This window comes from Microbacterium sp. Se63.02b, assembly GCF_014171575.1.
GTDB lineage: Bacteria > Actinomycetota > Actinomycetes > Actinomycetales > Microbacteriaceae > Microbacterium.
In genome coordinates, this window is record NZ_CP050453.1 from 807,281 (window position 1) to 820,118 (window position 12,838).

Annotated in this window: 11 protein-coding genes; 7 read left to right on the forward strand and 4 right to left on the reverse strand. The window is 70.2% G+C overall.

The genetic code is table 11. The features are described from left to right. Positions 1-68: 68 nt before the first annotated feature. From G4G29_RS04030 to G4G29_RS04045, 4 genes are all read right to left on the reverse strand, one after another. Entirely contained in the window at positions 69-830 is a 762-nt protein-coding gene (locus tag G4G29_RS04030; RefSeq protein WP_183151904.1) for a DeoR/GlpR family DNA-binding transcription regulator, read from the reverse strand. 35 nt (positions 831-865) lie between these two features. Further along, positions 866-1,867, reverse strand: coding sequence for a LacI family DNA-binding transcriptional regulator (locus G4G29_RS04035; protein ID WP_183151905.1), 1,002 nt, complete (start codon positions 1,865-1,867; stop codon positions 866-868). Positions 1,868-1,913: 46 nt separating this feature from the next. Continuing rightward, positions 1,914-2,945: a Gfo/Idh/MocA family oxidoreductase gene (locus tag G4G29_RS04040; RefSeq protein WP_244632375.1), complete on the reverse strand. Its 1,032-nt coding sequence runs from the start codon at positions 2,943-2,945 to the stop codon at positions 1,914-1,916. 118 nt (positions 2,946-3,063) lie between these two features. Further along, the gene (locus G4G29_RS04045) at positions 3,064-3,903 is read right to left on the reverse strand and encodes an aldolase (RefSeq protein WP_183151906.1); all 840 of its coding nucleotides are present in this window, start codon (positions 3,901-3,903) and stop codon (positions 3,064-3,066) included. 152 nt (positions 3,904-4,055) lie between these two features. On the opposite strand from G4G29_RS04045, the gene G4G29_RS04050 reads away from it, so the two are divergent. The 7 genes from G4G29_RS04050 to G4G29_RS04080 all read left to right on the forward strand — a co-directional run bounded on the left by G4G29_RS04050 (position 4,056) and on the right by G4G29_RS04080 (position 12,512). After that, positions 4,056-5,060: an aldose 1-epimerase family protein gene (locus G4G29_RS04050; protein ID WP_183151907.1), complete on the forward strand. Its 1,005-nt coding sequence runs from the start codon at positions 4,056-4,058 to the stop codon at positions 5,058-5,060. Positions 5,061-5,094: 34 nt separating this feature from the next. After that, on the forward strand, positions 5,095-6,261 hold the full coding sequence (locus tag G4G29_RS04055) for a LacI family DNA-binding transcriptional regulator (RefSeq protein ID WP_183151908.1): 1,167 nt from the start codon (positions 5,095-5,097) through the stop codon (positions 6,259-6,261). A 1,038-nt stretch (positions 6,262-7,299) separates the two neighbouring features. After that, on the forward strand, positions 7,300-8,709 hold the full coding sequence (locus G4G29_RS04060) for an FGGY family carbohydrate kinase (protein WP_183151909.1): 1,410 nt from the start codon (positions 7,300-7,302) through the stop codon (positions 8,707-8,709). A 3-nt stretch (positions 8,710-8,712) separates the two neighbouring features. Further along, a complete protein-coding gene (locus tag G4G29_RS04065) occupies positions 8,713-9,555 on the forward strand; it encodes an ATP-binding cassette domain-containing protein (RefSeq protein WP_183151910.1) in 843 nt (280 codons plus the stop codon). Next, positions 9,552-10,634 carry an ABC transporter permease gene (locus tag G4G29_RS04070; protein ID WP_183151911.1) on the forward strand — a complete coding sequence of 361 codons (1,083 nt, stop codon included), beginning with the start codon at positions 9,552-9,554 and terminating at the stop codon, positions 10,632-10,634. The genes G4G29_RS04065 and G4G29_RS04070 overlap by 4 nt, the downstream gene beginning before the upstream one ends. Before the next feature lie 52 nt (positions 10,635-10,686). After that, positions 10,687-11,682 carry an ABC transporter substrate-binding protein gene (locus G4G29_RS04075; protein WP_183151912.1) on the forward strand — a complete coding sequence of 332 codons (996 nt, stop codon included), beginning with the start codon at positions 10,687-10,689 and terminating at the stop codon, positions 11,680-11,682. 62 nt (positions 11,683-11,744) lie between these two features. Then, a complete protein-coding gene (locus G4G29_RS04080) occupies positions 11,745-12,512 on the forward strand; it encodes an SDR family oxidoreductase (RefSeq protein WP_183151913.1) in 768 nt (255 codons plus the stop codon). Positions 12,513-12,838: the final 326 nt, after the last annotated feature.

Genomic DNA, 12,838 nt, shown 5'->3' on the forward strand with positions numbered 1-12,838 from the left:
ACACGACCGTGTGCTCGTGCTGTTACTTCATGTGAAATCTAACACGAACTGACGCCCAGGTGAAGTGTTCAGAGGATGTCGGTGCGGTCGCGGAACGGGTCGAGCCGCTCGTCTCCTGGATCGAGTTCCGTGATCAGCGCCGAGATGTCGTCGCGCTCGAGGGCGCGGGCGACGGATCGCCGGTCGAGCTTGCTGGAGTCGATGCACACCACGGTCGTGCCCGCGTTGGCCGCCATCGCCTGCTTCAGCTCGGCCTCATCGACGGACACCTCGGACGTGCCGTCGGCGACGTCGAGGGCATCCGCGGAGGAGAAGAAGATGTCGAAGTACACCGACCTCATGCTGCGACGCGCGATGGGCCCGACCAGGCTGCCCGTGGTCGGCTCGGCGGTGCCGCCGGAGATCACCGCCGTCACGCCCTCGAGCGGATGCAGCAGCTGGAAGGACTCGAACGAGTTCGTGTAGGCGGTGAGCCCCGTCCGCGGTCCGATCATCGAGGCGAGCACATTGACCGTGGAGGAGGCGTCGAGTGCGATGCTGCCCCGGGTGGGGACCAGCTGCAGCGCCTTCTCGGCGATGGTGCGCTTGGCGCTCGCGCGGATCGCCCTCCTGGCGTCGAACGGGCGGGCTCTCGGCGCTGCCGTCGCTCCGCCGCGGACGCGCCGCACCCGTCCCTCGGCCTCCAGCTCGAGGAGGTCGCGGCGGATCGTCATGGACGAGACCGAGAACAGCTCGGCCGCGGCCTCGATCATCACGCCCTGCGGGCCGTTCGCGAGTTCGACGAGCTCATCGCGACGCCGTTGTGCTTCGAGATTGCCGGAAAGAGCCATGAGAGGAAATCTATCCGGTGCTCGATCCCGCCGCCCTAGCGGGAGCGCCCGCCGCGGTCGACGAGCGACGTCGGCACGAGGTGAAGACTCGGGTCGGCGAGAGGGCCTCCGGCGATGCGGTCGAGCAGGGTCGTCGCCGCGAGCGTGCCCAGTGCGGACACGTCGTAGGACACCACCCGGATGGGCCGCGGCAGCATCCACGACAGCTCGAAATCGTCGAACCCGGTGACGGCGATATCGGCATCGCGCACCATGAGCTCTTCAAGCGCGCCGACGGTCGCGCGGTTGTTCCCGCAGAACAGCGCGGTGGGTGCGGCGGCGGAGTCGAGCAGCATCGACACCGCAGCGCGGGCGTCTGCCGGCGTGTGCACTCCCGTGATGAGGAGAGCGGGGTCCTGCGAGCGGCCGGCGGCCGCGAACGCCTCGAGCGCACCGGCGAGGCGCTCGTCCATGGTGTAGATCTCCGTCGTGTCGAGCAGCATCGCGATGCGCTCGTGTCCCGCCGCCAGCAGTTCGGCGACCGCGGCCCGTGCCCCGCCGCGGTTGTCGAGGAGCACGGTGTCGGCGTGGATGCCGTTGCCCGGTCGATCGAGGAACACGACGGGTGTGCCGTGCGCGACCTCGGGCGCGAGGTAGGAGTGATCCGCCGACGTGGGCACGAGGATCAGGCCGCCGACCCTCCGCTGGCACAGGTCGAGTGCGACGCGTCGCTCGGTGGCGGGGTCTTCTTCGCTGGAGGCCATCACGACGTGCATGCGTCGGTGCGCGGCGACGGTCGACACCGCCGCCGCGATGCCCATGTAGAACGAGTTCGACAGGTCGGCGGCGAGGAACGCCACCGTGTCGTTCGTGCCGGAGCGCAGGCTCGCCGCCAGGGCGTTGCGGTGATAGCCCAGCCGCTCGATGGCCTCGGCGACCCGGCTCGCCATCGTCGCGTCGACGTTCGGTTCGGCGTTGATGACGCGCGAGACGGTCTTCAGGCTCACCCCTGCCGCTGCGGCGACGTCGTTCATCGTCGGTCTGCCGTTGCTGCGCATCGCCCGCTCCTTCGTCACTCCCACGATAGAAGCCGGCCGACCGTACTCAGCGCTGCGGCGCGACCGACCCGCCGGACTCGTGGGAGGAGATCGCCGCCGCGAAGATGCGGTGGGTCTGCGCGGCCTCCTCCGGACGCACCGTGCCGAACCCGTCGCCGAGTTCCCCCTGGTGCTCGGCGAGGAAGGCGGCCCACATCTGCAGGATCGCGTCGGAGAACCCCGACTCGAAGTTCGGCCCGGTGACGGTGGGCCACACGGATTGACTCCCCGCGTCGATGCGCTGCCAGCTCTGCTCGCGGCCGATCCCCGGCACGTCGACCACGGCGAAGACCTGCACCTCCTTCGGGTTCTTGGTGCTGAACCGCACACTGCCCTTCATGCCGATGGCCTCGAACACCCAGGTGTTCTTCTCGCCGGGAGCGATGCGCTTGGTCTCGGTCGTGAGGGGGAAGCGGGCGCCCTCGTGCGATGCCCAGGAGTGGATGACCGCGTTGTCCCAGGTGTCGCAGGGGAGCGGGGTGCCGTCGGGACCCGGCCGCTCGGTGACGATGTCCTGCAGCACCCCGAACACGGTCTCCGGGGCCCAGCCGAGTCGCAGAGGCACGTGCCAGGTGTGCATGCCGAGGTCGTTGAGCACGCCGGCGGCCCCGCAGTACTGCTGCTGTCGCTTCCAGTTCAGCGGCTTGGCGGTGTCGAGATCGCTGGCGTGCAGGAACGAGCACTTCGCCTCGACGATGCGACCGAGCGCGCCAGAGCGCACGTAGTCGATCGCCCACTGCGCTCCGGGGAAGAACGGCATCTCGCTCGACACCCGCACGAACGCGTCGGGGGTCTCGTCGATGGCCCGCATGATCGCATCGGCGGCCGAGCCGTCGATGCCGAAGGGCTTCTCGGCGAGGAGCGCCTTGCCCGCCTTGATCGTGTCGATGTAGAGCTGCTCGTGCAGGTCGTGCCGCACGGCGACGTACACGACATCGATGTCGGGATCGGCCAGGAGCTCCCGGTGATCGGTGGTCGTGAGGCGCACGGTGTCGATGCCCTGGAACCACGCGAGGGCCGCCGGGTTGATGTCGCACACCGCGACGAGCCGGGGTCGGCGGGGTGGTCGACGAGTGCGGGCCAGCGTCGCAGCGCGGCAGCGAGCTCCCTGCCCATCAGTCCGCCGCCGATGATGCCGATGTTGACGCGGCGGCCGCTCATCGCCCGGCTCCGATCAGACCGAGGGCGTCGTCCACGGAGGCATCCTCGTGGACGACCGCCATGAGGGCCGCGGTGATGCCGGCCGGGTCACGGTGCTGGATCACGTTGCGCCCGTAGACGATGCCGCGCGCGCCCTGCCGGAGCACCTCGACCGTGCGTTCGAGCAGCACCCTGTCGTCGACTCGTCCGCCGCCGCGCACGAGCACAGGGGTGTCTCCCGCGGCTTGCACGACGAGGTGGTAGTCGGCGATGTCGTCGGTCGGGTCGGCCTTGATGAGGTCGGCTCCGAGCTCCCTGGCCTGGCGGACGAGGGTCACGATCCTCGAGGTGTCGCCGTCGACCGCGTATCCGCCGGATCCCGGCTTCGTCTGCATCACGAGGGGCTCGATCATGAGCGGCATCCCGAAGCGTTCGGCATCCGTGCGCAGGGCGAGGATCGACCGGATGCACTGCTCGCGCACCTCGGGGTGGCCGGGGAGGTCGAGCAGGTTCACGCACACCGCGACGGCGTCGAGCCGCACGGCGGCCTCGATCGCGTCCGGCACGTGGATCGAGTGCAGCGGCGACTCCAGCGGATCGTTGTACACGTTCGCGATGTCGGTGCGCAGCACGAGACCCGGCTTCTGCTTGCCGGGGATCGACTGCAGGAGCGGCGCCTGCCCCAGGGTCAGCTGGATGGCGTCGGGGCCGGCGTCGACCAGGGTGCGGACCGTGGCCCGCATGTCTTCGATGCCGCTGAGGAACGAGTGTTCGTGGAACGCGCCATGGTCGACGGCGACATCGAAGGCACGCCCCGAACGGGCGTGGAACAGGCGGTTGAGGCGAGGCTTCGTCATCGAGTGTGCTCTCTGCGTGAGGGTGGCGCGGCGGTGCGCAGCCTCAGTATGCAGACCTGAGACAACGTTGTCAATCGTCCGCCGGCGTCGTACGGAAGGCGGCTGATACGGTGGCCGCACGCGCCGGGTGGGGCTGCGGGAAGGGCAGGAGCATGTCGGCAGAGCTGTACGGATCACCGATCGCGGAGGCATGGCGGCGCCTCGGGCATCGAGGGCAGGCGGTCTCCGTCGAGTCGTCGCGGCGCACCGACGGCCCGGATGCGGGGAGCCGGCGGATCCGCGTGGTGAACGGCGATCTGGAGCTCGAGATCCTGCCCGATCGCGGACTCGACCTCGGGCAGTTCCGCGTTGCGGGCATCCCGCTGGCATGGACGTCGCCGACGGGCTTTCCTCCCGTGCCTGCCGACCCCGACGGGCGCGGCTGGCTCCGCGTTCGGGGTGGGCTGCTCACGACCTGCGGCCTGCTCAGCTTCGGCGCCCCTTCGGTCGATCAGGGCGAGTCGCACCCGCTGCACGGTCGGTACTCGTCGCTCGCCGCACAGGTGACGCGCACCGAGGTCACCGAGAGCGAGGTCGTCGTGGAGGGCGTCACGCGAGAGGTCGAGGTCTTCGGCGCCCACCTGGAGCTGCGACGGAGGATCGTGAGTCCGATCGGCTCCCGCCTCGTGCGGGTGGAGGACGCCGTGGTGAACAGGGGCGTGAAGGAGGTCGAGCCGATGGTCCTGTACCACCTGAACCTCGGCTGGCCGCTCGTCGACGAGGGCACCGTGCTCACGAGTCCGGCGACCGAGGTGCGACCGCGCGATGCGGAGGCGGAGCGGGGACTCGCCACCTGGGAACGGTTCCCCGCCCCTGCCCCCGTCTACCCCGAGCAGGTCTTCCGACACGAGCTGCCGGAGCGTTCCGACGTCGATGTGACGGTGGAGAGCGCGCGGGGACTCGCACTGCGCATCGGCTTCGACACCGCGCAGCTCGGCGCGATGTTCCAGTGGCGAGTGGCGGAGGAAGACGGGCACGTCGTGCTCGGCATCGAGCCGGCGACGGCCCCCACGATCCTCGGTCGCGCCGACGCGCGCGCACGCGGGCTGCTGCGTCCGCTCGCGCCGGGCGCCCGGCTCGACCTCGCCGTCGAGATCGAGGTCACGACGACGGCGTGAGCTCGCCGAACGGCCGCCTCTCGAAGATTCCTGCTTGACAACGTTGTCGAGGGAGTCGCATGATGAGTGGCAATCGAGCCGCGATGACCGCGGATTCAACGATGACAACGATGTCGAGGTAGCAATGACGCACGAACACGACGAGCCGGCCACGCACGGCGGCGCACGCCGTGACGACCGGCGCCGCGCACGGATCACGGATGTCGCGCACCTCGCCGGTGTGAGCATCAAGACCGTCTCGCGTGTCGTCAACGGCGAAGCAGGCGTCCTCCCCGACACCCGCAAGCGCGTGGCAGCCGCCGTCCTCGAGCTCGGATTCGTCCCCGATCGGCGGGCGCGCTCGCTCAAGCGCGGCGACACCGACACCATCGGGATCCTCATCGACGCGATCTCGGACCCGTTCTTCGCGGCCTTCGTCAGCGCGGTGGAGGAACTCGCCGTCGCGGCAGGCCTCAACGTCCTGTTCGCCAGCACCGTCCACGACGCCGCGCAGGAGCGTGAGCAGCTCGCGCGTCTGACCGGCGACCGGCTGCGCGGTCTCATCATCTCGCCGTTCGCGATCGAGGCTGCGGAGCTCGAGCCGCTCCGACGCCGATTCCCCGTGATCTGCGTCGACCGTTCGCGCGAGGGGATCGACTCCGTCATCGTCGACGATTACGGCGCGACGTACGAGGCGATCAGCGGCTTCCTCGCCCGCGGCCATCGGCGTATCGGCTTCATCGGCGAGGAGACGCCGTATCCGACGGTCCACGAGCGCCTCCGCGCCTTCCGTGCTGCGCACGCGGAAGCCGGTATCGAGGTCGACGAGACGCTCGTGATCTCGCAGGGCCGACACCGCGAGGAGCGGTCGATCAGCGACCTCCTCACGCGCCCCGACGCCCCGACCGCCGTCTTCTGCGCCACGAGCCCCGCAGCGATCGCCACGATCCACGTGCTCAGCGCCGACCACATCCCGATGCCCGCTCTCATCTCGTTCGGCGACTTCCAGTTCGCTGACGTCTTCACGCCCGGCATCACCTGCGTGGACCAGGACCCGCGCCTCATCGGCGAAGCCGCCTTCCGCCGGCTCATGGAGCTCGGCGCGGACAGCGAAGCCGAGCCCGCCCACATCGTGGTGCCGACGCGCCTGATCGCCCGCGGCTCGGGAGAGATGGCGCCGGACCGCGAGGTGCCGTCGCGCCCGATCGGAGACCTGCGATGAACCCCGTCCTGCTGCCGCCGAACCCCGTCCAGCACTTCTACCGCGGCGGCGACCGGATCGCGGCGCTGCGCGGGATCGTCCCCGAGACCGACCACCAGCCGGAGGAATGGCTCGGGGCGACGGTCTCCCGGTTCGGCGACCCCCGCACGGGGCTCGCGATCACCGCGGACGGCGAGATCCTGCGCGACCTCGTCACCGCGGACCCCGCAGGATGGACGGGGCCGGTGAGGGGACGGGATGCCGGAGACGTCGGCATCCTCGTCAAGCTCCTCGACGCACGCCAGCGCCTCCCCGTGCACGTGCACCCCGGACGCGGCTTCGCGGTCGAGCACCTCGACTGCCCCTATGGCAAGACCGAGGCCTGGTACGTCCTCGACACCGAGCCCGACTCCGCGGTGCACGTGGGGTGGAACACCGACCTCGACCGCGACGAGCTCGACCGTCGGCGCGACGCGCAGGACAGCGAGTGGATGCTCGCCCACATGAACCGCGTCGTGGTGCGCGAGGGCATGGGCATCCTCGTCCCGGCCGGCACCGCGCACGCCATCGACGGCGGGATCTTCGTCGCCGAGGTGCAGGAGCCGACGGACTTCTCGATCCTCCTGGAGTGGTCGGTGACGACGTCGACCCGCGAGGAGTCGCACCTGGACCTGGGCTTCGACGCCGTGATGCCGGCGGTGTCGTCCGACCGCCTCGCGCCGGAGCACCTCGCCGCGCTCATCAGCGAGGCCGGGACCACACCGGCCGGCACAGGCTTCCGCTCGCTCCTGCCGGCCGCCGCCGACCCGTACTTCCGCCTTTGGGATGCCGCGACGCTCGGCACGCGCACGTCGGTGCGTCCTGCGGGCTTCGCCGTCGTGCTGATCTCGGAGGGAGCGGGCGAGCTCGTGGGAGCCGACGGACGCCTCCCGGTCTCGCAGGGACAGGTGCTGGCCGTGCCGTACTCCTTCGGGGACTGGACCGTCGAGGGGATGCCGCCGTGCTCGTCGCCGAGCCGGGTGCCGGATGGCCGACGACCCTCGCCGCTGCGGAGCTGCGATGAACGCGTACATGGTCGGCGTCGACGTGGGCTCCACGAGCATCAAGCTCCTCGTGACCGGGACGGACGGCCGTCAGGAGCTCGTCGCGAGCAGGCGGTCGCCGTGGCGGAGCGGCGAGCACGGGCGCGCCGAGATGTCGGCCGCTCTCGTCATGGACACGGTGCGGGAACTGGCGCACGAGGCCGATTCCCTGCTCTCGGAGCGCGGGTCGTACCGCGTCCTCGCACTCGGGGTGTCCGGGATGGCGGAGGCGGGAGTCGTCCTCGACCCCGATGGCCGGCCGGCGGCGCCGATCCTCGCGTGGTTCGACCCGCGTGGCGCCGAGGAGATCCTCGCGACGCCCGAGGCCTTCCGTGCCGAGTTCCTCGGTCGGACCGGGCTGCCGGTGGGTCCCCTCGCCTCGATCGCGAAGCTCCTGCACCTTCGCGGCACGGGCGTCGATCTGCACGGGCAGACCTTCCTGAACGTGCCGGAGTACGTCGTGCACTCGCTCGGGGGTCCCCGTGTGGCGGAGTACTCGCTCGTCTCGCGCACCGGCCTTCTCGACCAGGACGACAGCACGCCGTGGGACACCGCGTTCGAGGTGCTGGGCGTCGGCCCCGACCTGCTCGCCGAGCGCGTCGGCGCGGGGACGCCCGTCGGGATCGTCACCGACGACGCGATGCCGGATGGCTTCCGCGGCGCCGTCCTCACGGTCGCGGGCCACGACCACCTCGTGTCGGCCGTCGCGGTCGGCGCGGTCCACAGCGGCCAGCTCTACGACTCGATGGGAACCGCCGAAGCGCTCGTGCGCGTGCTCGACGAACCCCTGCCCTTCGACGCGCGCGAACGCCTCGCCGTGGCGGGCATCAACACCGTCCGCCATGTGCTGCCCGGCAAGTACGTCCTCCTCGCCGGCACCAAGTCCGGACTCCTCATGCGGCGGGTGCTGCAGGTGCTGGGCATCGCGGATGCGCAGGGACGGGCCCGCATCGACGACGAGGTGATGGCGCTGCCCGTCGCGGGCTCCCTCGCCGACGGCGGGTTGAGCGTGACGGGCGCCCGCAACGACGACGGCGTGCTGAAGATCGTCGCGAACAGCGACGGCCTCACCCCCGCCGAGCTGTTCACGGCGACGCTGCTGCACGGCAACGACATGTGCGCCGAGCTGATGGAGGTCATGGACCGCGAGGTCTCTCCTCCCACCTCGACCGTGCTCACCGGCGGCTGGTCGAGCATGGCCAGCATCGTCAGGGCCCGGCGGCGCGTGCTGCCGGACGTCACGGTCGCGACGCACGACGAAGCCACCGCCTTCGGGGCGGCGCTGTTCGCCGCATCGGCCGCGAACAGCGAAGCCGACTTCGAGAGCGTGGCCGCCGGGTTCCGCTCCGGACATTCCGATCACAACCACAGCAAGGGAAGGAGCTGACCCATGTCGCTCAGTTCTACGGTTCCGGTTCTCCAGGCGCGAGGACTGTCGCGTCAGTTCGGTCACGTGCGCGCACTGAACGACGTCGACTTCGAGGTGTACCCGGGGGAGGTGACGGCGCTGATCGGCGACAACGGCGCGGGCAAGTCGACCCTCGTCAAGGCGCTCTCGGGCAACCTCGCCATCGACTCGGGGACGATCCTCTTCGACGGTGCAGAGGCCGACATGTCCACCCCGTCCGCGGTGAGCGCGCTCGGGGTCGAGACCGTGTACCAGGACCTCGCCCTCGCCCCGCATCTCGACCCCGTGCAGAACATGTACCTCGGCCGCGAGCTGCGCCAGAACGGTCTCGCCGGCACTCTCGGCTTCATGAAGACCAAGGAGATGCGGGCACAGTCGCGCGCCGCGTTCGACGAGCTCGGTGCGACCGTGCGTTCGCTGACCTCGCCGGTCGGTGAGATGTCGGGTGGTCAGCGTCAGGCGATCGCGATCGCCCGCGCCGTGCACTGGGCATCGCGGGTCGTGTTCCTCGACGAGCCCACCGCGGCCCTCGGCGTGCGGCAGACCAAGAACGTGCTCGAGACGATCCGCCGCGTGCGCGACAAGGGCATCGCCGTCGTGTTCATCTCGCACTCGATGCCGCACGTCATGGAGGTCTCCGACCGCATCCAGGTGCTGCGCCTTGGTACCAGGGTCGCGAACATCCCGGCGAACGACACCTCGATGGAGGAGCTCGTGGGGCTCATGACCGGCGCCGTCACCCGTGACGCCGCCCCGCCCGCCGACCTCGCGCCCGAAGGCGACCTCGCCGAGGGCACTGACGCTGAGAAGGAGTCGAACCGATGAGCACCACGAAGCCGCCGACCGAGACGGTCGCGATCGGCACGCTGGAGGAGCCGAAGACCGGCTACTTCCGCAACCTGATCAAGGCGCAGGCGTTCCAGATCCTGCTCGTGCTGATCGCGATCGTGCTGGTCTTCAGCGCGTTGGCGCCCGACACGTTCGCGCAGTGGTCGAACTTCCGTCTGATCATCCAGAACGCCTCCATCCTCGCCGTGCTCGCGGTCGGCATGACGTACGTGATCATCACGGCGGGCATCGACCTGTCGATCGGCTCCGTCCTGGTGTTCTCCGGAGTGGTGTCGGCGATGGTCATGCGTGCGATGGGCGGCGACGGGTGGGGCACGGCCGTCGTCGGCATCCTCGTCGCGATCGCCTGTGGCATCGGCTGGGGCCTCCTCAACGGATTCCTCATCGCCAAGGCGAAGATCCCGCCGCTGATCGTCACCCTCGGCACGCTGGGCATGGCGCTCGGCCTCGCGCAGATCCTCACCGGCGGCGTCGACATCCGCGAGGTGCCCTCGGTGCTGACCACGACGATCGGCTACGGGAACGTCTTCGGCACCATCCCCACCATCTCGGTGATCGCCCTGGTGGTCGTGGTCATCGGCGGCGTGGTGCTGCACTTCACCCGCTTCGGCCTGCACACCTACGCCGTCGGGTCGAGCGAACTCGCTGCGCGCCGCGTCGGCGTCAAGGTCGACCGACACCTCATCTCCATCTACACGCTGTCGGGCGGACTCGCGGGCATCGCCGGCATCCTGTCGCTGTCGCAGTTCTCCACCACCGCGATCGCCGGACAGTCGCAGACGAACCTGAACGTCATCGCCGCGGTCGTCATCGGCGGCACCAGCCTCTTCGGCGGCGTCGGCACGATCGTCGGGACCGTCGTCGGTCTCTTCATCCCCGCCGTCCTGCAGAACGGCTTCGTCATCACGGGCGTCCCGCCGTTCTGGCAGCAGGTCGCCGTCGGCGCCGTCCTCATCACCGCCGTCTACGTCGACCAGGCCCGCCGGTCGGCGGCCATGCGCGGCGGTTCGCAAAGCCTCTGGCGCAAGTTCGTCAGCGGGGGCCGGCGTACCTGACGCCCGGCCCACCACCCATCCACACACAGTCAAGAGAAGAACGGTGATCACAATGAAGTGGAACAGGAAAGCGATCAGCATCGCCGCGCTCGGCGCGAGCGCAGCGCTCGTCCTCGCCGGCTGCGCAGGCGGAGGCGACGATGCCGGCGGCGACGGCGGCTCCGGCGGCGACGACGGCTACGAGATCGCATTCGTGCAGGGCGTGGCAGGAGACGAGTTCTACATCTCCATGCAGTGCGGCATCGAAGAGGCGGCAGAGGCCGCCGGTGCCACGGTCAAGGTGCAGGGCCCGGAGAAGTTCGACCCGACCCTGCAGAAGCCGATCGTCGACGCGCTCGTGGCCTCCAAGCCCGACGCGCTGCTCATCGCCCCGACCGACGTCACGGCCATGCAGGCGCCGATCCAGGCGGCGGCAGACGCCGGCATCAAGGTCGTCCTCGTCGACACGACGCTGGAGGACCCCTCGATGGCGGTCTCACAGATCGCGTCCGACAACGAGGGCGGCGGCGCGGCGGCGTTCGAGGCCATCCAGGCTGCGCACCCCGATGGCGGCAAGGTCCTCGTCGTCTCGATCGACCCGGGCATCTCGACCTCCGACGCGCGTGCCGAAGGATTCGAGAACGCCGTGGCGGAAGACTCCAAGTTCGAGTCGCTCGGCATCGAGTACTCGCACAACGAGCCCGCCGAGGCCGCCCGCATCGTGACCGCAGCGCTGCAGGCGAACCCCGACATCGTGGGGATCTTCGCCGCGAACCTGTTCGCAGCCGAGGGCACGGCCACCGGCATCCAGCAGGCGGGCAAGCAGGGCGAGGTCACGGTCGTCGGATTCGACGCCGGTCCCGCACAGGTCGAGGCGCTCCGCAACGACATCGTGCAGGCCCTGGTCGCCCAGGAGCCGGCGACCATCGGCAAGGACGGCGTCGCCCAGGCGCTCGCCGCTCTCGAGGGCGACGCCAACGAGGAGAAGATCCAGACCGGGTTCACGGTGATCACCAAGGAGAACATCGACACCGACGGCGCGGACGCCGTCTACAAGTCGACCTGCTGACACCACCCTCTTCCGGCGGCCGGGGACACCCGGCCGCCGGAAGCCACCACCGAGAGGACACCATGAGCTTTCCTGACCTCGCGGGGCGCGTCGCCGTCGTCACCGGCGGAGCCCGCGGCATCGGCTACTCCCTCGCCTCCACGCTCGCTCGCCAGGGCGTGAGCGTCGCCCTGCTCGACCTGCTGCCCGACGTCGAGGAGTCGGCCGCCAGGCTCGCTGCCGAGACGGGCGTCCCCACCGCGGCCGCCCGCGTCGACGTGACCGATGCCGCCTCCGTCGAGGCGGCCTTCGCGACCGTGCGGGAGCACATCGGCATCGCGGATCTGCTCGTGACCGCGGCAGGCATCACGATCTGGGGTGACTCGGCCGAGGTCGATCCCGCGACCTGGTCGAAGGTCATCGATGTGAACCTCAGCGGGACCTTCTACGCCACGCAGGCGTTCGCGCGCCCGCTGCTCGCCGAGGGCCGCGACGGTTCGGCGATCCTGATCTCCTCGATGTCGGGGCGGGTCGTCAACGTTCCGCAGCACCAGGCGTCGTACAACGCGTCCAAGGCCGCGGTCGACCAGCTGGCGAAGTCGCTCGCGGTCGAATGGGCACCGCGCATCCGTGTCAACGCCATCGCCCCCGGCTACATCCTGTCCGACATGACGCGGCAGTTCACCGAGGCGAACCCCGACCTCGCGGCCGACTGGATCTCGCAGATCCCCGCAGGGCGCATGGGCGAGCCCGCCGACCTCGACGGACTGCTCCTGCTGCTCGCCTCATCGGCCTCGTCGTACCTCACCGGGCAGACGCTGGTGATCGACGGCGGCTACACCGCGATCTGACATGTCGACCGCCTATCTCGCCGTCGATCTCGGCTCTTCCAGCGTCCGCGTCATGGTCGGGATCCTCCGCACCGTGTCGGGGGCGGGGTCGCTCGTGATCCGGGAAGCCGGCCGCTTCCCGAACATCCCGGTACGACGACCCGAAGGACTCGGGTGGGACGTCGCCGCCCTGCACGCCGGGGTCGTGGAGGGTCTTCGGTCGGGTGTCGCCGCAGCGCGGGCTGCCGGCGCGGAGGTGCGGGGCATCGGCGTCGCCGCGTGGGGCGTCGACTACGCCAGGCTGACCGCAGACGGCGTGCTCCGCGATTTCGTCCGGCATCACCGCG